The organism is Kutzneria chonburiensis (genome assembly GCF_028622115.1).
Classification (GTDB): domain Bacteria; phylum Actinomycetota; class Actinomycetes; order Mycobacteriales; family Pseudonocardiaceae; genus Kutzneria; species Kutzneria chonburiensis.
In genome coordinates this window covers 25,654-47,821 of record NZ_CP097263.1, presented here as the reverse complement: position 1 = coordinate 47,821, position 22,168 = coordinate 25,654, and the positions used below count along the sequence as shown (strand labels likewise).

Here is a 22,168-nt window from a genome sequence, read left to right as displayed (position 1 = left end):
CTGAACGGTCAGGCGGACTTCTCCGGTGGCGCTGGCAGGAACAGACCACCGATCGACTCGGCTGCCTCCTGGTCGAGGTCCGGGACGTCGGCCGAGTACTGGTCGAGCGTGAACGCCACCGTGGCGTGACCGAGCCGGCTGCTGACGATCTTCGGATGAACCTTGGCCCGCAGGGCGATCGTCGCGTAGCTGTGTCGAACGTCGTGCAGTCGAATCCGTGGCAGCCCCGCGAGGTCCACCAGCCGGTTGAACTGTTCAGTGATCGTGTCGGGGTAGATCGGGCGGCCATCTTCCCAGCAGAACACCAGGCCGTGGTCCTGGTAGCCGTTCCCCCATGCGCGCCGTTCGTCTTCAAGCTGGGCAACGTGGGTGCGCAGCACACTGACCGTGTACTGGTCGAGTGCGATCTGCCGGCGGCTCCGCTCGCTCTTGCCGCCGCTGTCGCTGACCTTGCCGCCGGCAACTACCCGTGTCGTAGTCATCCGCACGCTGGCCGCGGCCAGATCGAGCCCGGCCAGCGTCAGGCCGCACAGTTCGGACCGCCGCATGCCGGTCGAGGCCACCAGGACCCACAACCCGTAGAGGCGTTCGGCGCTGGTCAGTTCGAGGAAACGCGCGACCTGGTCAGCCGTCCACGTGTTGTGCACACCGCGAGGAACCCTCGGCGGCTTCACCCCCACCATTGGGTTGACCGAGATGTACTTCCACACCCTTGCCGTAGCCATCGCCGGCCCCAACATGATGTGCACACTCTTGACGGTCTTCGGCGACAGCCCAGGTGTCGGTTCGTCGGGCACCCGACCGGCTTCGTAGCGCCTGACCGCTCGCCGAGCCGCCGTGATGTGCACACCGACCGCCTCGGCAAGCTCGCGCGGCCGGATCTCCCGCTTCGCTGCCAGCGCCGCGCGCCACATCTGGTACATCGCCCAGTTGGAGTCGCTCTTGCGCCTGCCCTCGGTCAACAACTTGTCGTACAGGGCAGCGATTACCGATGGGGTGATGTCCTGCATGGGCCGCTTGCCGATCCACGGCACCACGTACGCCTTGGCGTACGCCGCGTAGTTCGCGGCTGTCGCTGCCTCCGTGATGGTCTTGACGTATGGCAGCCAGGCGTCGAAGAAGTCCTTCACTGTTCGCTTGCTCGGCTTGACGTAGGTCTCGGCGGCCAACTCGGCGCGAGCCTCCAACATCGCCGCCCACGCCTCTTCGTCGCTATCGAAGCCGCTCTTACGAATCTTCTCCTTCTCACCGGTGAGCGGGTCCTCGGGGCCGTAGAACGAGTAGGCCCACTTGTTGCCGCGCTGGAACACGCTGCCGGGGATGGTCTTGCGGTTGTTCTTCTTGCGGGGGCTCATGCTGCGGGGTTCTCCTGAGTGCTGTCGGTGGCGAGAAAGTCGGCCAACTGTGCCCGCACCACATACACGCGCCCGCCAATGCGCTTCGTTGGCAACTCGCCGCTGTTCGCATAGCGGTAGGCCGAGGATCGGCTGAGCCCCAAGACTTTGGCGGCGTCCGGAATGGACATCAGCGCCGGTGAGTCGTCGACAACTTGCGGCAGCGACGGCGCCGGTTCCGGAGCGACCGGCTGCGAGGCGAGCAACTGCGCCAGTGCAGTCGCGAGCGCGATGACGTTGGCTTGCTGATCAGGCACGTCAGTCACCCTTCGGTTATGCGGCAACGGGTCGCGGGATGCGACCGGCGGTGGTTGCGCAGTCGACGCACTCGCCGGAACACGGCGGTGTGCGCGGGATGCGGTAGCCAACGTCGCGCCGGCAGCGTGAGCAGATGCGCCACGCGCGGTTGGCCTTGCGAATCGAGTCGAGCTGGGCGGGGCTGGGCACGCGCTTGTCGACGGCGTGGTGGACGTCGTACAGCCACGCCCGCAGCGGCCGGTCCGGGTGGCGCTTGCGGCAGCGCAACATCTGTGCAACTGGCGGGTGTCCCGGGGACAGGCCGGCGTCGCGGATCTGGCGGCGGGTGATCAGGTGCATCGGCGCCTTGCCCCACGGGTAGGTGGGCACCGGGTGGCGTTCGCCAAGCCGGTCGTCGCAGTCCAGTTCAGTCCGCCAGACACGGGTCGAGGTTTCGGACACGTAGAGTCACCTCCCGGAAGGGGGCTGGCGCGGGGTGTGCCGCAGAAACCGCAGAAACCGCAAAAACCCGAGCGTGGTCCTGTCTGCCGAGGTCCCGGGCTCGTGGCGTGATCATGGACGGCTGCCGCAATATTGCCGCAAAAATGCCGCAGAAATACCCACCGGCACCCTGCTCGCGGTGCCGCGAGACAGGCATGCTCACTCAGCGCTACTTTGGCTGGCTCAGCCCCGTGTGGGTCGGCGGAGCGTGGGGTATTTCTGCGGCATTTTTGCGGCTTTTCTGCGGCATCCCGGCGTGATCACGCCACGGCACGCTGACCAGCGCAAACACGGCTGCTGATGGGGTTTTGCGGTTTCTGCGGTTTCTGCGGCAGGGTCAGGGTTGCCGGTGGGTGGGGTGGACCAGGTAGGTCGGTGAGGGCGCCCGGCCGCGCTGCCCGGTTCGATCAGGGTCTGGTAGCCGGCGGACGTGGCCGTGTTCCTCCAGCACGGCAAGGGCGGGGGCGAGGTCGCCGACCTTGCGGAACTGGGCGCGACTGATGCCGGTGAACAGCTCCCGCACGGTGAAGCGTTCGGGCCGGGTCTTGGCCAGCCAGTCGAGCACATGTTGGGCGCCACGGATCGTGGCATCGGTGCCCAGCTGGTCGAACACCGCCAGCGCGTGGGCGGCGAAGTAGCCGCCGAGCCGCCGGGCGGCGCCGAAGGTGTCGGCCTCGACCGGCCGCGTCCAGGGCTCCCTCGGGTGTTCGGCAACGTGGATCAGGCCGGCCAGGCGGGCGGTTTGGCCGGCGACTTTGCCGCCCCAGTCTCCGATGTGGGACCAGGTGCCGGTGACCGGGTGCAGGCGGGGTTCGATCTCGTCTTGCAGTTCGGCCATGGCGTCGTCGGCGGCGGGGGTGAAGGTGAGCCGTGCGGGGTCGGTCCAGTCCACCAGGGTGTGGACCAACACCCGGAGCCGCCGGTCGTACTCGGCGGCGACGGCCTCGGGGACCGGGGCGGGGCGGGCGATGCGGCCGCCGACGGTGTTGACCGGCAGTGAGTACAGGAACCGGGCCAGCAGCCCGGTGCCGCGAAACAGGCTGGTCTTGCCCAGCTCTTCGAGGATGGCGGGTTGGGTGGTCAGGCCGATGGTGAGGGTGGCGTTTTCGATGTACTCCGGTGGCCGGCCGCCGCGGTCGACGCGATGGGTGTCACCGGAGTAGCCCTTGAGGAACACGTCCAGGTTCGGCGAACCCGAGTAGCGGCCGGCCAGCGTGCCGAACAGGCCACCCTCGGCGGACAGGATCGCGAGCCGTCCGCCGTGCTGGGCCAGCAGGGTCGCGGTCTGCTCTGGGGTGATGTCGTCGGCCAGCAGCCGCGGCTCAACCGGCACGTCGACCTGGGCGGCTTGCAGGGCGGCGTCGACGGCCTCGGCCATGGCGTTGTCCTGGTCGGCGCCAGCGGTTTTGAACGCGCGGGCCTCGGCCTGCTCCATCAACGCTTCGGCGGTGCGGCGGGTGATGCGGGCCTGCTCGATCGCGGGGCGGGCGCACTCAACCAGTTCCCGCTCGACCGCGGCGATCGGGCGGGTCATCGCCCGAAACACCGGGGACTTGCGGGCCGAGGGCGGGAGCACGACCACTGTGTAGATGTTGGTCGGTTCCTCCCAGCCAGGCCGGATCTCGACCACCGACCGGCCACCGGCCGCAGTCGACAGGGCCGCCAGGGCGATGCAGCCGGCGAGGTCGGGCGGGGTCTGGGTGAACTCCGCGACCGCGGCCACCATGTCGGCCACCCAGCCCGGCAGGGCGTCAACCGGGAACGGCGGCAGGGTGCGGGAGCCGATCAGCGGGAGCGGGGGCTCCCACACCTCGACCGGCTCGGCCGGGTCGGGTGGTGGGGCGTCGTCGTAGGGGGCACCGCCCGGAGGTGGGCGGGTCCGGCGTGTGGTGCTGTGCTCATGCCGGCACTGCCTTTCGCGAGGGGTGCACGCGTTCAGTGCGGTGTTCGCCGTGTCGGGTTCGTCTTGGCATGGCGAGGGCCGACCGGGAACGGATTCCCGGCCGGCCCTGCGGGTGGCGCCGATCAGGACTCGGTGTTCTGGTCGGTGGTGGTCTCGGCGAGGTAGCGCTGGTATTCCTGCTCGGACACCGGCAGCTCGCCCTCGCCGAGGCAGTCCTCGCAGTCGCCGCCGGGGTTGTCCGGGTCGGGCTGGACGCCCGATCCCTCGCACAGGGGACACGGGATCGTGGGCTCGATCATGGTCATGCTCCGATTCTGTTGCGGAAGTTCGTTTTGGTGTGACCGCCATGCGGGGCTGGTCGATGGGGTCACAGCACGGCCAGCAGCCGACCGCCGATCCACTGGGCGACGTTGGCGGGCACGGCGTTGCCGGCCTGCATGGTCTGCTCGCCCTGGTTCCCGGTCACCCTGTAGGAGTCGGGGAACCGTTGTGCACGCAGGTGTTCGCGTGGCGAGAGCATCCGGAAGTGGCAGTCCTCGACGTCCACGGCGGCGTGCATGACACCGTGCTGCTCGCGGGTGGCCACCGTGGACAGTGGTCCGGTCCGCGCCGGATACGGGGTTGAGCCCTTGCGGTACGGGATCACCATCCGCTGCCGGTCCATTCCGGCCTCGGCGGGCAACACGGTCAGGAAGTGGTGGTTGCCGCCGGCGGCGACGGTGGGCACCGGGCGGTCGACAGCGGCCGGGCGGGTGTGATTGCGCAGCACCCCCACGAACGCGGGCGGGGTGACCACACCGTCGCCGATCTTGGTCGATCGGGTCGGCAGCGGCGCGGCGTGCGCGGGGTAGTGCCGGCCGCCGTCGTCGTGGTTGACCGACAGCATGAACGGCGGCACCACCAGCCCGTCCGACTCGGAGGTGGTCCGGGCGCCCATCGGCGTCGACACCGGCACGGGATCGGTACGCCACGTTCCACCGCACGGCACCGTGAACGCCTCCCGCGACGGCCGGGTGAACAGCTCGACTCCGGCCTGGATGCGGCGCAGCGTCGCGGCGGCCAACGGCTTCCGCCGGTCGCCGATCCGACTCCCGGGGTCGGACCAGTCGATGATCGCGGCGGCCGGCCGGACGAACGGCTCGACCACGCTGTGCCGGCAACGCGCGGACGGACACCGGTAGAGGTACTGCTGTCCGTACTTGCCGATCCGGCGGCGGTCGGGGCGCTTCCAGGACTGCACCGCGGCCACGACCTCGTCGCAGACCGGGCACCAGGCCGGCGGGCGCGGGTCGACATCGGGCAGCGGCACACCGTCGCGGGTGAACACCATGAACAGCCGGTCCCGCCATTGGGCTGCCGATTCGTTGGTGTCGTCGCCGATGTGGGCGGCGGACACCGACACGAACTGCACCTGGTAGCCGAGCAGTTTCATGCCGCCGACCCACCAGTCGAACAGTTCCCAGTCGCGGGCGACGTCGACGACGTTCTCCACGATGATGAATCGGTAGCGGTGGACCTCGGTGGCGCGGATGACGTCCATGAACGTGGCCCTGGTGCGGGTGAACGCGTCGCCGGCCACGTGGCCGGTGGCTTCCAGCAGGTCGGTCTGGCCGCGTGTGCGGCGACGTCCGCCGGCCGGCGAGATCTCGGTGCAGATCGGGGATGCCCACAGGCCGTCGGTGCGAGGCAGGCGGCGCATGTCGTAGTTGTTGACGTCGGCGCAAAGGTGCTCGGCGTCGCGGAAGTTGGCGGCATGGGTCTCGATTGCGCGATCCCAGTGGTTGGCGGCGAGTTTGAGCGTCATGCCGGCGGCGGTCAGGCCGATGCTGCTGCCACCGGCGCCGCAGAAGATGTCGGTGAACGTGATGCTCATGCTGCCCTCCGTGGGGTGAGGCGGCGTTCTTTGCTGCCGCCGAGCTTGAGACCGGAGCGGATGGTGGCGTCGACCTCGGCCTGGGTGCACCGGCAGGCGCCGGCCACCAGCGGCTCGGCGGCTTGCTGCAACATGAACAACGCTTCGGCGTGGTCGAGTTCGTTGCCCGCGACCAGCTGGCCGAGGGTCAGGGCGGCCTGGAACAGGGTCTTGTTGTGACGCCCTGACGGGGCCGCTCGGACCTTGTCGTGTTCGCTGGCAAGGATCGCGTCCATCAGCCGGTTCGGGTTGGTGACGGGCTTCTCGTTTCGCCCGGAGACGGCCGTGGGCGGCTTGGGGAACAGGGCCTGGACCAACCAGGTGGGCAGCTCGACCGGGTCGGTGTCGTCGACCAGCTCGTATCCGCCGCTGGGGAGAGTCGAGCCGGCGGCGACGACGTAGCCGCCGTGCCCGCGGGTGTCCAGCAGCCACCCGAGCGTGCCGATCGTCGACCCCAGTCGGACACCGGCGGGCTGGCGGTAGACCAGGTGGGTTCCGCCCGACGGGGTCGCGACGGTGTAGGTGGCGGGCAGGTCGCCACAATGGCGGCGTGCCAGTTCGCCCAGCACGCCGAGCCCGTCGGAAATCCCGATCATGTTGAAGCCATCCGGCGCGGCCTTGCCCTCGGTCGCGACATCGCAATCGACGACCAGCACGTTGGACGGTTTGCAGGCGATAGCCACGTTGTAGGCGGGTCGGGCCGTCCAGAACTGTTGGGCGTGGTCGCGGTCGAGGGTGGCTCGGTTTTCCCAGTCCTTGACCGCGGGCAGCTTGCTGTTGGGCCGTAGCGGGAACACGGCCATGCCGCGGTCGATCAGGTCGAGCACGGCACCGACCCGGGCGGCCTGGGCGGGGGGCAACGCGGTCATGGCGGTCACCACCAACTGCGGTCGTAGTTGGGCGTGTGGTCGTGGGCGCAGGTCGGGCACAGCCAGTGCCGGCCGTGCTGGCGCCAGCCGAGCTCAGTCGAGGTCACGGCCAGGAACTCGCGGTCGGTGGTGGGGCGTTCGACGAAGTCGCCCTCGGCGTCGAACCAGCCGGCCACGGCGGGCTGGTCGTCGTGGCACAGCGGCGCGGCGCACACCAGCCGCCAGGACAGGACTTGGTCCCGCGAGACGGTGATCGTGCCGATCAGCGGCTCGGTGAATGGGTCGTCGTGGGTCAGGTCCAGCCAGCCGACGACTCCGCGCCAGGTGGTCCAGGCGGGGCCGTAGTCGAGGTCGGAGATCCAGCCGTCCTCGCCGTCGGCGACGTCGATGCCGTTCAGGCGCCACAGCGGCGGGCAGGCCTGCCAGCTCGGCCGAGCCCACCACAGGGGAATGCCGCGCTGCCAGGCGTCGGCGGCCGCTGCCGTGATGTTCCGGAGGCTCCCCGGGCTCGGCCTGGTGGGTCGGGCGGTCGGCTCGGTCCAGTCGATGCCGTGCCGGCCGAGCTGGTCGGCGACCTCGCGGGTGTAGACCAGCGGCAGGTCGGTGTACGGGAGGACCTGGCCGGAGGCGGCGTGGACGACGGCGTAGAGGCCGGTCCACCGGCTGTCGCGCCAGTCGGGCGTGATGAGCAGGCCCGCCGTAGAGGTGGGTTCGGCGGGCAGGTTGAGCAGGTCCAGGCCGTGCTGGGCGGTGACCCGGATCCAGCCGGCGGGGTCGGTGGTGGTCATAGGGGCTCCCCAGGTAGGCGAGTCGGGGGTCAGCTGGCGTCGGGTGGCAGGAAGCCGCGTTCGGCCAGTACCGGGGCCAGCCGCTCGATCCGCGACCAGTGCTGGCGCACCAGTCGGCGGGCGTCGGCGAGGGCCTGACGGCGATCGACGTCGCGAAACAGCGGCTTGGGGCGCAGGTCAAGCCATGCGGCGCGGTCGTGGACGTCTTCGCCGACCAGGTGCGTCAGGCCGTGTCGGTCGCACCAGCGGTGACCGGCCGCGACACCGGCGAGTACGCCGACCAGCACCGCGTGGGCCTGGGCGGCGTCGTGGGGCTGGTCGGCGTCCTCAATCTGTACGTAGCCCTCGGCCCTGATGCGTGAGCCGACGAGCCGAACTTCGGTGATTGTCATGTCGGCGAGTTGGAAGGCGATGAGGTGGCCGACCTCGTGGGCGGCGACGATGGGCCGCACGTCCTCCACTTCCGCGCGCTGCCGGGACATCAGGCGCTCTCTCCGGTCTCGCCGACCGTCGGCACCGGGCGCAGTCGAACGAGCCGACCGGCGCGCTTGGCCGCGTACATGGCGCCGTCGGCGCCGGCCAGCAGCCCCGACAGCGACACGCGGTGCGCCGGCGCGGTGTGGACGCCGATGCTCGCGGTCACGGTCAGCTCGAGCCCATCGACGTGCACCGGTCCGGCCAACGCATCGGCGACCTCGGCGGCGCGCTGCTCGGCGACCTCGTGCCCGGCCTGGCCGCTGGGCAGGTGGCCCAGCCACAGGGCGAACTCGTCGCCATGCAGCCGAATGGAGAGTTCGCCGGGCTGTGCGGCGTCGGCCAGGCGCTCGGCGAGCTCGACCAGCACGGCGGTGCCGGTGGGGTGCCCGTGGGTGTCGTTGATCTGCTTGAACCGGTCCAGGTCCAGCAGCAGCAGGCCGACCGAGCCGTGCCGGTGACGGGCGGCGCGGCCCGCGAGTCGGCGCAGCGCTTTGCGATTGGCCAGGCCGGTGGTGGTGTCGGTGTGCAGGCGGTGGTGCAGCAGTGCGGCGTAGCCGGTGACGCCGATCGTGGTGAGGGCGGGCGTAGCGATCAGGGCGGCCTCGAGGGCGGTGTTCATGGCGGTGACCTCTCGGTGAGGCGACGCGGTGGGGTGTGACGACGAGACAGCGGAGCCGACCCCGTGGTGGCTGGGGTCGGCTCCGCTGATCGGGTAGGTGGGTGCGGGATCCGGTGCTAGAAGGGCGGTTCGTCAGCGAAGCCGCCGTTGCCGGCACCCACACCGGCGGGGACCGACGCCGGGGCGGGCGGGGTGCCCCAGGCGCCGGGGTCGGCCGCACCACCGGTGCGGACGGCCTTGCGGACCTCGGCGGTCGCCCACTTCAGGCTGGGGCCGACCTCGGTGACGTCCAGCTCGTAGGTGGTGCGCTTCTGGCCCTCGTGCTCGTAGCTGCGCTGCCGCAGCTGGCCGACAACGATCACGCGCTGGCCGCGCTTGAGGGACTCGGCGACGTGCTCGGCGGCCTCCCGCCAGATCGTGCAGCGCAGGAACGTCGCGTCGCCGTCCTCCCACTGCCCGGTCTGCCGATTGAGGGTCCGGGGGTTGCAGGCCACGGTGAAGTTCGCGACGGCGACCCCGGACTGGGTGAAACGGAGCTCGGGGTCGGCCGTGAGCGTGCCGGCCATGGTGAGCTCGGGCAATCCGACCATGTCAGGTCCTTTCAACGGTGGTGTGGGAAAGGGGGTGGGTGAGGCGGGCTCACCACGGCGGGGACGTGGCCGTGGCGGGCCAGCTGCGGCGCGAGGCGTTCGACGGTCGCCCAGTGCTGCCGCAGCACGAGCCGGGCCTGGCGTCGGGCGCCGACGGTGGTGAGGTCGGCGCGGCGCCGGTAGCGGGCGAACTGGGTGAGGTCGGTTGTGGAGCCGGCCCGGTCGACGTGCCCGCCGTGGCGGGCGCCCCACATCCGTTCGGCCTCGAACCCGGCGACGTCGCCGAGCAGCCCGGCCCGCAGGACCTCGATCGAGCACTGGTCGTAGTTCAGGTTCGGGTCGCGGCGGGTCAGGCCGGTGTAGGCGGCGGGGTCGACCTCGATCGAGACCACGGTGATGCCGTAGGCGCTGGCGAGCACGGCGTGGCCGAGTTCGTGCGCCGCGACGATCAGCAGGTCGGGATCGAGGTCGTCCTCAGCGATGAACCGACGGCGCATGATCAGAAGGTGAAGTCGCGGCCCTCGGGACTGCGGGACAGCGACGCGGCCACACTGGCGGCGCAGCCGAGCTCGTTGCACGCCCTGAACATGTCGTTGGAGGCGTCTCCGAGGTGCTTGACCAAGGCCTCGGCGTACTCCGCGACCTGCTGGTTGGCATTCGGGTTGTCACCGTTGGCGGTCTTCAGGACCCGCGTGAGCAACTTCCGGGTCGCCCTGGCCAAGTGCATCGCGGCCTCGGACAACGGCTCAAGGCCATCGGCCATGTCCTTCGGGCTGGCGGACCGTAAGCCGGTGACGGAACGCTCAACCTGAGACATGGTGTTTGCCGCATCCTTCGCGGCATCGACAAACTTCATGCGAATTCCCTTCGGAAACGGAGGTAGGTCGAACCGGGGCTAGCAGTCAGGCCGTGAACGCCGCGCGGACGAATGGCTCACCGCGGCTGGGTGAAGACGAACTTGCGCGTGGCCTCCGCCTTGTCGGCCTTCTTGACGAACTCGCTCAAGTCGAACGCAGCGTTGTTGCACGCCAACATGACCTGGTCGGCCTGACGCGCACCCCGTTGGAGGTGTTCCACGACACCGCCGGCCATCTCCGCCAACTCCTTGGTGGCCGCGGGGTTGTCGCCGCGGGCGGTGACGGCGACCGCACGCTTGAGCAGGGTCGTGGTTCGTCCCAGGCTGTGGGCGATGCTGGTGAGCCCCATCAGCGCTTTGGCGAGGTCCTGGGCGGAGTGGTCCCGGACATCGGCGGTGAGTTCCACGCTGGCCATCGCCTGCTGGGCAGCCTTGACCACGTCAACGAGCCGTGCCATGAGCTCTCCTCGATTGTGTGCCGGGTGTGTGGGTCAGAACGTGAACGTGGTGCCGCGTACGGCGTCGGCCAGCTCCCCTATCCAGCCGTGCGCGTCGGTGAGCGCACCGCGGGTGTGGCCGGCGTCGGTCTCGGCGATCCGCAGGAAGTCGACGACCTTGCGGGTCGTGTCGACGACCTGCTCGCTGGCGGCGGGGTTGCCGCCGTGGGCGGTGGTGCGACACTGGAACGCCAGGGCGTGGGCGGTCTGGCGCAGCTTGTCGGCGACCTCGGCCAACTTGCTGATGCCTCTCGTGCGTGGTGGCGTGGTCAGGCGGTCAGGGCGGCGAGGGTGAGCAGCACGGTCGAGCCGGCGGCGCCGATCAGCAGCGCGTGGCGCAGGTAGGCGACACGGGACAGGGCGACCGACTCGGCCACCAGCCGGCCCGCCAGCGATGCGGGATGACCGACGGCGGTGCGGGCCAGGTCGGCGTACACGGCGCTGGCCGGGGCTTTCGCGAACAGCGCCCACCGGCTGAACCCGGTGGTGGGGTCGGTGTGCTGCTGGGCGGCGCCGAGCAGGCCGGCCACCAGCGCGCCGGCGGCGGACAGCGCGGCGGCGTCCAGGATCAGCCGCACGGCCAGGCCCGGCTGGGTCTGGGCCAACACGATCGCGGCGGCCAGCAGCACCGCCGGCACCGGCAGCATGCCGACCAGTCGCCGGTGGGTGCGGGTGGCCTGGTCGTCGACCTGCTCGACCGCGGTGCGCAGGCGGGCCTGGATCACCGGGTGCGACCCGTCGGCCAGACCGCCCGCCGGGTGGTCGCCGTCGTCGTACTGGTCGTAGGGCGGGCGGTTCGGGTCGACCGCCGGCAGCGCCGGGGATGGGTCGCCGACCACGGTCCTGTACTGCATGGGGGACACCACACGAACCTCCGTTTGATCACATTGAGTAGCCGAATGAGGGTGTGCAAGGTTGGCCTGCCGGTCGTCAGAGGACCGTCAGACCGTTGTCAGAACAGTGTTATGAATGAGTTTTCGCGCGCGCACGTGCGCGCGCACGCATTGGACCCGGGAAATGGGCGGGTGTGACGTCACGTCACGTCAGATGACGTCACACCCGCGCGCTTGTCACGCTGCGTCACGCATGCGGAAGGCGTACACGGTCGCCTTGCCGTCGGTGCCGGCCTCGGTCAGGGTGCCGTCGACCACCAGCTGACCGAGCTGACCCGACAGCCACGACCGGCCCCGACCGAAGGTCTGTTCGGGGTCGGGCAGGTCCCGCACGGTGAAGGTGGTGCGCCCGGTCGCGGCCAGTGCCGCGACCATCTCCGCCAGCATCTGCCGGGCCTCGGCCGGCGTCGGCCGGCCCCCGGGCAGCGCCATGTCCAGGTCGTCGACCGGCAGCTCGGCGTCGGCGTCGACCACCAGTTCCGGCTCATGCTCGGCCGGCAGCGGCGCCAAGTCGTCCACCTCGTCGTCGTCGATCTCGTCGGCCAGGGCCTCCAGGTCCATGTCGTCGTCCTCCCAGTCGTCCCGGTCGTCGTCGACCGGCGCGGGTGGCGTCGGGCCGCCGGTGCTGGCCGCGGCAGCCTGGGCAGCAGTGGCGGCGGGCAGGCCGTCAACCTCGCCCGGTCGGATCGGTAGACCCAAGGCGTTGGCGGTGATCGGGTGCATCGCCGCCCGGTAGGGCTTGCCCGCTTCGATGTCGGCGGCCAACTGCTGGTCGCTGGCACCGAAGGTGCGGCCGGGCACGGCGAAGCGCTCCTCGTCGATACCGGGGCCGACCAGGTAGTTGCAGCCCGGCCGCCGGTTCTTCCACCGGTCCGGGCGCGCCCCGGCGTCGATGACCGCCTCGTCCAGCGTGTAGGCGGCGTCCTCCAGCTCGTTGACGCCGAAGCACCACACCCCGCCCAGCTGCGAGCGGGTGTCGGTGGACATCTGCCTGAAGCTGGCCTTTTGCAGCGACAACACCACGCTGATGCCGGCCGAGCGGGCTTCCTGCACGATCCGCGTGATGGTCGCGGCGTCTTCCAGCACCCGCGGGGCTTCCTCGATCCACAGCACGGTGTAGGGCATGCCGTACTGCTCGAACGCCTGCGGGGTCCACTGGTCAAAGCCCCACTGGCCCAGCGTCGAGGCGTTCGCGGTGACTGCGGCCGGCACCTTCTTCACGAACTGCTTGCACTCCTTGGCGCCGGTGATGACGTGCGCGTTGTCCTTGCCCAGGAAGCTGACGGTTTGCTCCCCCTTGGACGGGTCCAGCACGATCAGGCACACGTCGCGGCGGGTCAGGATCTCCGTCCAGGCTTCCTTGGCGCCGTGGGACTTTCCGGAGCCGTTCATGCCCTGGACGATGTAGTGGGTGGCGTTGCGGTGCGTGCGCTTGTCGCCGGGCAGGTAGATCAGCTGAGGCTCGTTGTCCTCGTACAGGCCGACCCGCAGGCCGGCCATGATGCTGCCGCCGGGCGCGGAGGGGCCCTGCCAGGGCTGGGGGTGGCGCAGCACGTCGTTCGGGACGATCGTCAGCGTGCCCTGGGCCTGGTCGTCGGGGTGCTCGGTGACCCGCACGGCGCCCTTGTGCAGGTGCAGCAGCCGGCCCATCGTGTCGGCCTGGGCCTGCACGTCGGCGATGCTGGTCTCCGGCGAGGTCAGCTGCAACGGAGCCGTCAGCTTGTTCGGGCCGACCTCGATCTCCCGGGCCTTGACCCCAGCGAGCTTGACCTTCTCGAACAGTCCGTCGGCCCCGCCGTCCTCGCTGGAGTTGCGCAGCAGCCGGCGGATGTTCCAGGACAGGGCGACGGTGGCGCCGCCCAGTGCCCACACCTGCCATACCGGCGTCGCCGTGGCCCCGGTGATGGTGGCGGCGGTCAGCCAGGCGGCGGTCACGCCGGTGGTGGCGGTGGCGTGTCGGCGGGTGAACGCCGAGCGGGCCTTGGCGCAGGTCCAGGTCAGCGCGGTCAACCCGGTCCCGAGCAGGGTCTCGGCGGTGGACACCCACGGCAGCGCCGTGGCCGAGGCCATCCACAGGTGCACCCCCTCACCCGCCACCCACACCCCGCCGACCGCGGCCCATTCGCCGACGTAGGGGGCCAGGCGGGAGGCCCAGTACTTGCGGGGGACGTAGTAGCCGAACTCCTTGTTGACCTCCATGCCCGCGAGGTCACCGCCACGATTGCGCTTGCTTGCCACGGGTTTACTCCTTCCTGGGGTGTCCTCGCGGGACAGTCGAACGCTGGGTTGCTGGTCAGGCGTCGAAGTCGAACTGGCGGCGCTGCGGGGACTTGTCGCGCTCGCTCATGGGCTTGACGTAGTGCTGGCGGAAGCTGGCGTAGCAGCGCACGATCGACACGGTGGCGACCTCGATCGCGTCGGCGGCGTGGTGCATGTGCTTGGCCACCAACTTCGCCCGGAACCGCGAGTCCAGGCCGAACACCTGGGGGTTGGCCGAGCTGACGTGCTTGAGCACGGCCTGCAACTCCTCGGCGGAGATGTGCAGCTCGTTGTGCAGCGGCCGCAGCGCCAGCCGGGCGCGGTTGCAGTAGTCGCGGATCTGGCTGCTGGAGTAGAACTCCGGCTCGCCGAAGAAGTTCTGCGCCATCACGGAGCCTTTCCCTTGCAGTGCAACAAGGTTGGTTGAACAGGACGGGTGTGGGTCAGGGCACCAAGCCGTCGATGTCGGCCGCGTGGGGCAGCTCGAAGACGGCCCGCTCGGCGGCAACCTGCTCGGCCTGGCGGGTGGCCCGGCGGCGGGCCTGGACGGTCGTGTCGGCGATGCTCACCCAGGTGTCGGCGGCGAACTGCTGGGTCTGCCAGGTGCCCGGGGTGCTGTCGTCCAGGGCGTCGCACAGGCGCTGGTGGGCGCACAGCAGGTCGGGCAGCGCGCTGGGGTTGCGGGAGAGCATCTCGGCCGCCCGGTCGTAGGTCGCGGCGACCTGGACGTGGCGCTGGTCGGGCACGGCCTTGGCGATCAGCGTCTGGCGGGCCAGGTCCAGGAAGTCCTCGGCCGTGCTCGGCGTGGTGTAGTCGGTGTTCACGATTCCTCCGCGTGGTGGTCGGATGCGTTGCGGGACAACGGTTATGAGGCAGAGTCGATCGTTGTGGACGGTCAGCGGTTGGCCAGGTCGCCGTAGAAGCGGCGCGGGGTCGGTTTGGGCGCCGGCAACGTGTCGTCGACGGGCTGATGGCTGGCCGCGGCGACGCGCAACCGCAGGCGGGCGGAGGTGATGTGGCGCTCCCGGTCGCCAGCGTGCGGGCGGTCCTCGGCCTTGCGCAGCGCGACGGCGGCGGCCAGCACGTCCTCGGCACCGCCGGGGTAGCTGCGGGCGGTCTCGGCCGCGTCCAGGTAGACCTCGGCGATGGTGATGTCGCTGTCGACCGGGAACGTCTTGTCGAGCAGCCGGCGGGCCTGGATGAGCATCTGGTCGGCCACGGTGGGCGTGGTCGTGGTGGTCATGTGTCCCCTCCGGTGGTGGCGGGGCGGGTGGTCGGAGTCCAGTCGACGACCACCCGCCCCGGGCTTGTGGCGGCGATGGGTGCGCGTGTGGCGGTGGGCTGGCGCGGGCAGCCGCCAGCCCCACAGGAACCACTTAGTGAGGAGTTGCGATGCGCCCGATGCCGGGCAGTGGTCACGCCGTCGGGGCGTCGGCCGCGGCCTGGCCGGCGGCACGCTGGCGGCGGCTGGCGATCGAGCCCGCCAGCATGGCGAAACCGCAGATGGTCATCAGGCCATCAATCACCAGCGGCCCGACACCCGCACCGATGACCGTGTAGCCCCAAAATGTCAAGACTTCGTTGATGTGGCCATAGGAGATGACGGCCGAGCCCAGCGCGACGGTGCCGGCGCCGCCGTAGCGGGCCATGTTCCACATCGGACCCGCCGGCCAGCGCACCCTGGACAAGGCTTCTACAGAAAGCAGCAGCGCAAGGGGCCACACCGCGGCGAAAACCTCGGCGACCATACTGGGCTCCCAGCCGGCCGGGGCGTGCTCCGGAGGGATCCGAGCGGCCAACACGTTCGCCGCGATCGACACCATCGCACCGAACAAGAACCCCGCCCAGGCAACCAGCCGGCCACCGGCCGAGCTGTGTTCGGATCCGTTGTCAATGCTCGATTCGGGCGATGGCGCCACCTTCGTGCCAACCCCGCCGGTACCCGCCAGCCCGCCGCCGTCGGCGTCTGAGACCGCGGGGTCCGCGGCAGGGGTTGCTGCCGCGTCGGCCGACTCGGCGGGGACGGTCTCGGTGATGCCGGTGCCGTCGGCGGTCGGGGTGGCGGCGGTGGCGGCCTGCTCGGCCTCCAGCACCTCCAGCGCCCGCCGCACCTGCCACTCAGTAGCCCCGGTCTTCTTGGCCAACGTTGGCCGCCCCGGCGGTTCCTCACCAGACTGGCGGGCGGTGTCGAGGTGTTGGCGGATCTCGGCCACCAGCGCACCATTGGTCGCGGCCATGGTCATCGCCTCCCCGGCGGCGGGCGCCGCGGTCGTCATCGCCGCCCAGTGCGGTGATCACGATCGGGGCGCGGCCGATCCTGCGCAGCGTGGCGCGCAACCGCAGTTGCCACACCGCCAACACGATCAGGGTGTAGACGCCGGCCACGGCGAGGATGACCAGGAAGACGGTGGCCGGGGTGAACAGCCAGGCCCCGGCGACGACCAGCGCCGGGAAGAACAGCATCCGCAGCAGCTCGAACAGCACGACGAACGGCAGCGTCAAGAACGAGCGGACCTTCACGGGTCGCTCCCTTCGGTGTCGGTAGGGTCGGCGATGCCGTGCCGGGCCGCGAACTGCTCGGCACGCTGGCGGGCGAACTCGGCCAGCTCGGCGGCCTCGGCCGCGTACGGCACGTCGACCTCGGCGAGCTCGGCGAGCACGGATGCCTTGCGGCGCAACCACGCCAAGGTCTGCTCGGCGGGCGCGAACGCGGGCGGCATGTCGGCCAGCAGCGCCAGCACGGCGTCGCGGACCGGGTCCGGCCCGGCCGCCATTAGGCCGCGGCCGGCAGGTCGGCGAGGGCGGCCAGGTCCAGCGGGTAGGCGGGCTGCTCGGCCAGGCCGAGCAGGCGGCGCAGGCCCGCGGCCTGCTCACCGCTGGCCACCCACGTGACGTTGGCCGGGTAGTCGTCGATGCGGCCGGCCAGCTTCACGTGCACGTAGTCGTAGCCGCCGCTGCTGGGCTTGGCGGTGATCGTGACCTCGCCGAGCAGGTCGGCCCAGCGGCCCAGGATCACGGCCATACCGACCTCGTAGTCCTTGACGGAGAGGTCGAACTCGCCGAACGAGATCCGCACCGACACGATGCTGTCGGCCAGGCCGTTGCGGTCGACGTGCTTGGTCAGCGTGCGCAGCATGGCGATCATGTCGTTGCTCATCGGGATCCCTTTCCCTGACGTAGGTCGATGGCGTGTTGGTGGGCGCGAATGGCCTGCTCGGCGTAGCCGGCGGCCTCCGGGTCGGTGGAGTCGGCGAGTCGGTCGAGCAGGGCGGCCTTGGCCTCGTACCAGGCGGCGACGACCACGGGCGGGTCGAGCGGGCCGGGCCGGGTGGTGGCCAACTGCTGGATCTCGGCCAGCAGCGGCAGGGCGGGTGTGGTCGTGGCGGCCATCAGGCGGCCTGCGCAAAGATCGGGGCAACGGTGCCAGTGGCGCGGCCGCGGGTGGCGGTCCACAACGTGTCGTAGGCGTGGCCGGCGTCCTGCCACTGCTGGTAGGCGAGGTTTGCTCGGTCGACGGCCTCGGCGTGGTCAGCGACGGCCTTACGCCAGGCCGCCCGGTAGTCGATCCGGCGGGGCTGGGCGGCGACCAGCAGGGACAGCCCGGCCTTGTGCTGGTCGAGCGTGCGCAGGGCCTTGTGCGCGGTCAGGTAGCCGGCGGCGGTGGTCTCCATGCGCAGGTACAGGGCGTGCAGGCTGGTCGTCGTGGTCATCACGCGGCGTCCGCCTCGACCTCGGTGACCGGGACCGCACACGCGGGCCGCAGCGCACGGACGTTGTTCGCGGCCTGCTCGGCGCGGCGGGCGACACGGGCGTCCCGGGCGGCGCGGGCGCTGCCGTCCAGCAGCGCGGTGGTGGGCTCCGGGCCGGGCTGGCGGACAACGGCCAGCTGAGCGGACAGCCGAGGACGGCTGATCAAGTGGGCGAACTCCGGGTCCAGCGGCGTCAGCAGCAGGTTGGCCTGGTCCAGGTCGACGTCCGCGGCGTGGTCGGGGTAGACGGCGGCGTCGGTGACGTGCAGGTACGGGCTGGTCATGGTGGTGCTCCCCAGAATCGATGGGTGGGTGAGGGCTGGTCAGTTGCTGGTGGTGGCCACCGGCAGAACGCCGGGGCGGACGGGCTGAGGGGTGCGGCGAGGGCGCAGCCGGCGCGGCGGCCTGACGACTTGCCCCGTGGGCGCGGCGATGGTGCTGGTGGTTTCGGGGGCGGGCCGGGCGGCGGCACGGTGGTCGCGGTGCTGCCTGGCCTCGCCGTCAGCGACCGTGCTGGTCAAACCAGTTCCGTTCAACGTGCTGTGTCCGTCGCGGCCGGCGGCCACGATCGCGGTCAGCTGGTCAAGGTCGAAGCGGTCGGTGGGCGGGGCGAAGGATTTCGGCATGGAAGGCCTCCAGACGGCGGCGAACGGCGTGACGACCGAGTGGGGTGCGGTGGCCGACCACCCGCACCGATGGGTGTTTACGCAGGTAGGAGGTGGGACGAGAAGGGGTGTAGGCCCCGAGGGAGGTGGGTCTTCACTCCCCGGCCTACTCACGTTTTGCAACCGCCGTACTGAGTCGAGATGCGGTCGCTTGGGGCGACGTGATGCCACCCGAAGGTGGCACGCGGGCGCTTTTCTTCAGTTCTCAAAGAACGAAAGCTGGACCTAGCTGGGAGGGCTACCTCTGCGCTCTTGGTTCGCTTGGTACGTACCATAGGCACCAACCGTACGCCCACGCAAGAGCTTGGTACGATCCAAGCTGACCAAACCGGCCGCACCGGGAGGCGTGAAGGTGGACAGCAGGGCGCGTTGGCAGGTCGTCTACGACGACTTGCGCGAGGCCATCGAGCAGGGGAAATACGCCGCCGGTGACCAGTTGCCGTCCGAGCGGGAGCTGGTCGAGCGATACCAGGTGGCGAGGTCCACAATTCGGAACGCGTTCACCCGCCTGGAGCAGGCTGGCCTCGTGTCGGCTGGTGCTGGCAGCCTCGGCAGGACCGTCCGCAGCGCGCTGGAGATCAGCTTCAACGCAACCAAGTTCGAGGTTGGCGAGTATCAAGAAGACGTAGTGCGTGGTGTCGACCAGTGGGCGAACGATGTTGAACATCAAGGCTGGGAGGCGCGCCAGCATGTCACCGTCACTCAGCGGGCCGCACCTCATCAGGTAGCCCGGTGGCTCGAAACCGAGCCCGGCGTACGCCTCTATCGCCGGCGACGTATTCGGTCGGTCCGCCGCCCTGGCGCGATCGAGTGGACGCCAGCCATGGTCGCCGACTCGTGGTTTCCTGAAGATGTAGCGACCCGACAGCTGAACGGCGTCGCACCGCTACTTGAAGAGCGCGACATCACCATGCCTGGCGGCATTATTCGGTCCCTCGGAATTCGGCAGGTCAAGTTTATCGACGAACTACGATCGCGAATGCCGTCGGACGAAGAGGCCGAGCTACTGCTACTACCCAAGGGGACGCCCGTGGGTGAACATGCGCGAATCGGTATTGACGATCACGGTAAACGCATTCGCGTCCTCGTGAGTGTCTTCGCGGGCGACCGACAGTATGTACGCTACGAACTCGCCCCCAGTTATCCCGCTGTAGACGAGAAGCGTGAGGAACGTTCATGAAACTATCAATCAAGGTCGCACAACCAGACGAACTGTCCGCCGTGCTTGAAATCCTTGACGATGCAGCCGGATGGCTTCAAACGCGGGGTATCGACCAGTGGCCAGCGTCATTTACAGCCGATGCGACATGGCGAACGGACAGGATTCGGTCATACATTGAACACGGCATGACTTTCCTTGCGCGCAATGAGGCGGGCCAAGCGGTCGCCACAGTCACCCTCTCGAAGGCTGCCGACCCGCAGTTTGCGCACGGATGGCCGGATGGTCCCGAGACGGGCGGCTATGTCTTTCGCATGGCAGTGCGACGGAGCGCGGCCGGCAATGATATTGGTGGCCAGCTGCTAGACTGGGCCAGTAGTCAAGTGGCGACCTGGGGTAAGAAGTGGCTACGGCTAGACGTTCACCGATTCAATCAGTCATTGCAGGAGTACTACAAACGACACGGATTCGCGAAAATTGCCGAAGTGACTGCGCCGGACTTGACAGCCCCGGGCCGCACGCGCGGCTCCGGTGCTTTGATGCAGCGAGCAGTCGGATCTGGGGAGCATGTGAACACTTACGAAGACGTCGAAGGTTTGGCAGCTGCATGGTTGCGCGCGGCAAGCTTTGTCGACGAGATGCGAAGGTCGGAGATCACGGCTGACTACCTTTGCAATGAAGCTCTAGAAACGGCAGCAAGCGCGCTGGAAAAGCAAGCAACACCAATTGCGGCCGAAGCGGCAGCGGAGGTGCGTTCTGGAAAAGTTGCCGACGAATCGGTCCGAATTTACGATTCGTGGAATGTGGCTCTAGAGCAGGCGTCGCGCGGCCTGGAAGTCAAAGCATCGCACATTAGGCAAGCGAACGGCATGTATTACCGCTCCCTAACCGGCAAGAACTGACTATGCTGCTCAAGGCCGTCTCTTACAACGCGCTCAACCTGTTCGAGTCCTCTGAGCCCGGCGAGCTCGCTCGCTACGAGCGTGTGGCGCAAGTCCTGCGCGACGTCGACGCCGACATTGTCGCCGTACAGGAGATCATCGCGATCGATGGTTCGACGGCCGGAGCCCGGCTTGAGCAGTTCGGCGAGATGATCGGCCGAGCGTGCCTGCATGCCCCACATGCCCCGGCTGTTGCCGTGGGCAACCAGCGGTTCCATGTCGGGCTGCTGTGGCGGGCCGACCGGGTCGAGGTCGTGCCCGGCTCGTTCTGGGCATCCGGCAGGACGGACTTTTGGCACGCGTTGGCGAGGCTGACCGTCGTGGTCGACGGTGCGCGGTTCCGGGTGGCCAGTCATCACGCGACGCCGTTCGGCCGGCACATGCGGGCCGACCAGATGGAGCGCGTGGTCGCGTCGCTGACCCGCCCGCACGACCGGGCCCCGGGCGCAGTCGCCGCGGACTGGAACTGCGTGTCGGCGGACCGCGTACCGGATGACCAGGGCCGGCTCGGGTACTACGACCCGGATCCCTACGCCGGTCTCACCTGGCACGACGACATGGTCTACCAGTGTCGGTGGGAGTCCTCGGAGACCGGGCAGCGTCGACACTGGGCCGACCGCGAACCCGGCGAGGTGCTCGCCGCCGGCGGCTTGGTCGACGCTGCCGCGGCACTCAAGGCGGCGTGGGAGCCGACGGTTGGGCATTGGGCCACCGATCCATCCGGGCCCCGCCGGATCGACGCGTGGAAATGCACCAATGACTTTGTGGCGGCGCTGCGGGATGTCGAGGTCGTGCGCACCGATCTGGCTCGGTTGGCCAGTGACCACCTGCCCGTGGTCATGACGGTCGAGACCGACGACCTGCGCCGCTGACGTTCGTCCAGCCCCTCGTCGACCGCCGATGACGCCGGCTATCGGTGCCGGTTGGCGTAGATCGGGCCGAGCAGGTCGTGGATCTCGCGTGGCCACCCGGCCACCCGGCCTTCGGCCAGCTGTTCAAGCATCCCCACGACCTGGATGGGATCCTGATCGCTGGCGCGTGTGCCGAGTTCCTGCTGTCGGGAGACCGCCGTCTCGCCGCCGAACCATCCTGACACCGCTGGCGCGCGCCATGGCCGGACGAACTCACCGAACGCGCGGAGCACCGCCAGCGGAACCCGGACGCCGCCATGCGCGTCGATCCGCGTCGTCCACACACCGGTTGGGCCGTGAGCATCCGTGATCTCCCGATGCTCCGCGACGCTGTGCGCGAGGTGGTCGTGCATGACGTGGTTGCAGTACAGGCGCGCGCTAACCGTGGTGACCCGCCACCGGTCCAGCCGGCGCGTGCTGACCTCGGCAAGAATGCCCTCGGCCGGGTGCAGCCGCACCACGGACACGTCGCCGTTGTCGTGCTCGAACCGCTCTACCACCGTGGTGAGCCCCTCGTCGGCCAGCACACGCTCGGCATCGGCCAGGGTCGAGCGCTCACCGAAGTCGTCCCACGTAGCCTGCCGTTGCTCGGTGATCCCCAGGCCGCTGAGTCTGGGCAACCACGCCAGCAGCTGATCGCGGGTCGCCCCGGTGACCAGGTCACCGTCGACCAGCGGTCGAGCTCCGGGCAGCTGGTCGGCCTGAACGGCCCGCTGTGCCCGCAGGAACTCCCAGTCCGCAGCGCTCCCCTCCCGCACGTGCCGCGGTGCCGCCAGCAGCGTGCCGAGGTCCGCAAGGTCGGCATACATGAGCGCGACCAGCCGGTCCAGCGCGGCCTGTTGGGCCGGCGTCACGATCGACCGCCGTGACGATCGGGGCGTCGGACAGGGTGCGGCATCTGGCTATCGTTGCAAATGGTCGGCTGCTCCGTGATGGCACAGCCGGGTT

32 protein-coding genes are annotated in these 22,168 nt (G+C 69.7%); 3 read left to right on the top strand and 29 right to left on the bottom strand.

Annotated features, from left to right (window positions below; all coding sequences use genetic code 11):
- Positions 1-8 precede the first annotated feature (8 nt).
- From M3Q35_RS00275 to M3Q35_RS00140, 28 genes are all read right to left on the bottom strand, one after another.
- Complete coding sequence (locus M3Q35_RS00275) at positions 9-1,355, bottom strand: site-specific integrase (protein WP_273939487.1); 1,347 nt, start codon at positions 1,353-1,355, stop codon at positions 9-11.
- Positions 1,352-1,651 (bottom strand): helix-turn-helix domain-containing protein, encoded by a 300-nt coding sequence (locus M3Q35_RS00270; RefSeq protein WP_273939486.1) that lies wholly within the window; start codon positions 1,649-1,651, stop codon positions 1,352-1,354. Before M3Q35_RS00270 ends, M3Q35_RS00275 begins: the two co-directional genes overlap by 4 nt.
- A 16-nt stretch (positions 1,652-1,667) precedes the next feature.
- Positions 1,668-2,093: an RRQRL motif-containing zinc-binding protein gene (locus M3Q35_RS00265; protein ID WP_273939485.1), complete on the bottom strand. Its 426-nt coding sequence runs from the start codon at positions 2,091-2,093 to the stop codon at positions 1,668-1,670.
- Positions 2,094-2,469: 376 nt separating this feature from the next.
- On the bottom strand, positions 2,470-3,942 hold the full coding sequence (locus M3Q35_RS00260) for a YfjI family protein (RefSeq protein ID WP_273939484.1): 1,473 nt from the start codon (positions 3,940-3,942) through the stop codon (positions 2,470-2,472).
- Between the two features lie 215 nt (positions 3,943-4,157).
- Complete coding sequence (locus M3Q35_RS00255; protein WP_273939483.1) at positions 4,158-4,340, bottom strand: hypothetical protein; 183 nt, start codon at positions 4,338-4,340, stop codon at positions 4,158-4,160.
- 62 nt (positions 4,341-4,402) lie between these two features.
- Entirely contained in the window at positions 4,403-5,908 is a 1,506-nt protein-coding gene (locus M3Q35_RS00250) for a DNA cytosine methyltransferase (protein WP_273939482.1), read from the bottom strand.
- Complete coding sequence (locus tag M3Q35_RS00245; RefSeq protein WP_273939481.1) at positions 5,905-6,816, bottom strand: bifunctional DNA primase/polymerase; 912 nt, start codon at positions 6,814-6,816, stop codon at positions 5,905-5,907. Before M3Q35_RS00245 ends, M3Q35_RS00250 begins: the two co-directional genes overlap by 4 nt.
- A gap of 5 nt (positions 6,817-6,821) precedes the next feature.
- The gene (locus M3Q35_RS00240) at positions 6,822-7,604 is read right to left on the bottom strand and encodes a hypothetical protein (RefSeq protein ID WP_273939479.1); all 783 of its coding nucleotides are present in this window, start codon (positions 7,602-7,604) and stop codon (positions 6,822-6,824) included.
- 29 nt (positions 7,605-7,633) lie between these two features.
- Complete coding sequence (locus M3Q35_RS00235; protein WP_273939478.1) at positions 7,634-8,086, bottom strand: hypothetical protein; 453 nt, start codon at positions 8,084-8,086, stop codon at positions 7,634-7,636.
- The gene (locus M3Q35_RS00230; protein ID WP_273939477.1) at positions 8,086-8,700 is read right to left on the bottom strand and encodes a GGDEF domain-containing protein; all 615 of its coding nucleotides are present in this window, start codon (positions 8,698-8,700) and stop codon (positions 8,086-8,088) included. The genes M3Q35_RS00235 and M3Q35_RS00230 overlap by 1 nt, the downstream gene beginning before the upstream one ends.
- 116 nt (positions 8,701-8,816) lie before the next feature.
- A complete protein-coding gene (locus M3Q35_RS00225; protein ID WP_273939476.1) occupies positions 8,817-9,290 on the bottom strand; it encodes a single-stranded DNA-binding protein in 474 nt (157 codons plus the stop codon).
- An 11-nt stretch (positions 9,291-9,301) separates the two neighbouring features.
- Positions 9,302-9,787: a hypothetical protein gene (locus M3Q35_RS00220; RefSeq protein ID WP_273939475.1), complete on the bottom strand. Its 486-nt coding sequence runs from the start codon at positions 9,785-9,787 to the stop codon at positions 9,302-9,304.
- 2 nt (positions 9,788-9,789) lie between these two features.
- Positions 9,790-10,107 carry a hypothetical protein gene (locus M3Q35_RS00215; RefSeq protein WP_273939474.1) on the bottom strand — a complete coding sequence of 106 codons (318 nt, stop codon included), beginning with the start codon at positions 10,105-10,107 and terminating at the stop codon, positions 9,790-9,792.
- Positions 10,108-10,223: 116 nt separating this feature from the next.
- Positions 10,224-10,604, bottom strand: coding sequence for a hypothetical protein (locus tag M3Q35_RS00210; protein ID WP_273939473.1), 381 nt, complete (start codon positions 10,602-10,604; stop codon positions 10,224-10,226).
- Between the two features lie 33 nt (positions 10,605-10,637).
- Entirely contained in the window at positions 10,638-10,880 is a 243-nt protein-coding gene (locus M3Q35_RS00205) for a hypothetical protein (protein WP_273939471.1), read from the bottom strand.
- Positions 10,881-10,912: 32 nt separating this feature from the next.
- Positions 10,913-11,497 (bottom strand): hypothetical protein, encoded by a 585-nt coding sequence (locus tag M3Q35_RS00200; RefSeq protein WP_273939468.1) that lies wholly within the window; start codon positions 11,495-11,497, stop codon positions 10,913-10,915.
- A 216-nt stretch (positions 11,498-11,713) separates the two neighbouring features.
- A complete protein-coding gene (locus M3Q35_RS00195; RefSeq protein ID WP_273939467.1) occupies positions 11,714-13,774 on the bottom strand; it encodes an FtsK/SpoIIIE domain-containing protein in 2,061 nt (686 codons plus the stop codon).
- A 55-nt stretch (positions 13,775-13,829) separates the two neighbouring features.
- Positions 13,830-14,183 carry a plasmid transfer protein TraA gene (gene traA, locus M3Q35_RS00190; protein WP_273944745.1) on the bottom strand — a complete coding sequence of 118 codons (354 nt, stop codon included), beginning with the start codon at positions 14,181-14,183 and terminating at the stop codon, positions 13,830-13,832.
- Between the two features lie 55 nt (positions 14,184-14,238).
- Positions 14,239-14,619 carry a hypothetical protein gene (locus tag M3Q35_RS00185; protein WP_273939466.1) on the bottom strand — a complete coding sequence of 127 codons (381 nt, stop codon included), beginning with the start codon at positions 14,617-14,619 and terminating at the stop codon, positions 14,239-14,241.
- Positions 14,620-14,690: 71 nt separating this feature from the next.
- Positions 14,691-15,038 carry a hypothetical protein gene (locus M3Q35_RS00180; protein WP_273939464.1) on the bottom strand — a complete coding sequence of 116 codons (348 nt, stop codon included), beginning with the start codon at positions 15,036-15,038 and terminating at the stop codon, positions 14,691-14,693.
- A 172-nt stretch (positions 15,039-15,210) separates the two neighbouring features.
- The gene (locus M3Q35_RS00175) at positions 15,211-16,008 is read right to left on the bottom strand and encodes a hypothetical protein (RefSeq protein ID WP_273939463.1); all 798 of its coding nucleotides are present in this window, start codon (positions 16,006-16,008) and stop codon (positions 15,211-15,213) included.
- Entirely contained in the window at positions 15,962-16,315 is a 354-nt protein-coding gene (locus tag M3Q35_RS00170) for a hypothetical protein (protein WP_273939462.1), read from the bottom strand. Before M3Q35_RS00170 ends, M3Q35_RS00175 begins: the two co-directional genes overlap by 47 nt.
- Positions 16,312-16,569, bottom strand: a complete 258-nt coding sequence (locus M3Q35_RS00165) for an AMED_5909 family protein (protein WP_273939461.1) — start codon at positions 16,567-16,569, stop codon at positions 16,312-16,314. Before M3Q35_RS00165 ends, M3Q35_RS00170 begins: the two co-directional genes overlap by 4 nt.
- The gene (locus M3Q35_RS00160) at positions 16,569-16,952 is read right to left on the bottom strand and encodes a hypothetical protein (protein WP_273939460.1); all 384 of its coding nucleotides are present in this window, start codon (positions 16,950-16,952) and stop codon (positions 16,569-16,571) included. Before M3Q35_RS00160 ends, M3Q35_RS00165 begins: the two co-directional genes overlap by 1 nt.
- The gene (locus M3Q35_RS00155) at positions 16,949-17,185 is read right to left on the bottom strand and encodes a hypothetical protein (protein ID WP_273939459.1); all 237 of its coding nucleotides are present in this window, start codon (positions 17,183-17,185) and stop codon (positions 16,949-16,951) included. The genes M3Q35_RS00160 and M3Q35_RS00155 overlap by 4 nt, the downstream gene beginning before the upstream one ends.
- Positions 17,185-17,505, bottom strand: a complete 321-nt coding sequence (locus M3Q35_RS00150) for a hypothetical protein (RefSeq protein ID WP_273939458.1) — start codon at positions 17,503-17,505, stop codon at positions 17,185-17,187. The genes M3Q35_RS00155 and M3Q35_RS00150 overlap by 1 nt, the downstream gene beginning before the upstream one ends.
- Positions 17,505-17,828: a hypothetical protein gene (locus M3Q35_RS00145; protein WP_273939457.1), complete on the bottom strand. Its 324-nt coding sequence runs from the start codon at positions 17,826-17,828 to the stop codon at positions 17,505-17,507. The genes M3Q35_RS00150 and M3Q35_RS00145 overlap by 1 nt, the downstream gene beginning before the upstream one ends.
- A gap of 39 nt (positions 17,829-17,867) precedes the next feature.
- Positions 17,868-18,170, bottom strand: a complete 303-nt coding sequence (locus M3Q35_RS00140) for a hypothetical protein (RefSeq protein WP_273939456.1) — start codon at positions 18,168-18,170, stop codon at positions 17,868-17,870.
- Between the two features lie 385 nt (positions 18,171-18,555).
- Here M3Q35_RS00140 and M3Q35_RS00135 point away from each other — a divergent pair, with 385 nt between their 5' ends.
- From M3Q35_RS00135 to M3Q35_RS00125, 3 genes are read left to right on the top strand one after another with little or no spacing between them, the layout of a single operon-like run.
- On the top strand, positions 18,556-19,389 hold the full coding sequence (locus M3Q35_RS00135; protein ID WP_273939455.1) for a GntR family transcriptional regulator: 834 nt from the start codon (positions 18,556-18,558) through the stop codon (positions 19,387-19,389).
- Positions 19,386-20,270 (top strand): GNAT family N-acetyltransferase, encoded by an 885-nt coding sequence (locus M3Q35_RS00130; RefSeq protein WP_273939454.1) that lies wholly within the window; start codon positions 19,386-19,388, stop codon positions 20,268-20,270. The genes M3Q35_RS00135 and M3Q35_RS00130 overlap by 4 nt, the downstream gene beginning before the upstream one ends.
- A 2-nt stretch (positions 20,271-20,272) precedes the next feature.
- Positions 20,273-21,181, top strand: coding sequence for an endonuclease/exonuclease/phosphatase family protein (locus M3Q35_RS00125; RefSeq protein ID WP_273939453.1), 909 nt, complete (start codon positions 20,273-20,275; stop codon positions 21,179-21,181).
- Between the two features lie 38 nt (positions 21,182-21,219).
- On the opposite strand, the gene M3Q35_RS00120 is transcribed toward M3Q35_RS00125, so the two are convergent.
- Positions 21,220-22,074, bottom strand: a complete 855-nt coding sequence (locus tag M3Q35_RS00120) for a hypothetical protein (protein WP_273939452.1) — start codon at positions 22,072-22,074, stop codon at positions 21,220-21,222.
- Between the last annotated feature and the right edge of the window lie 94 nt (positions 22,075-22,168).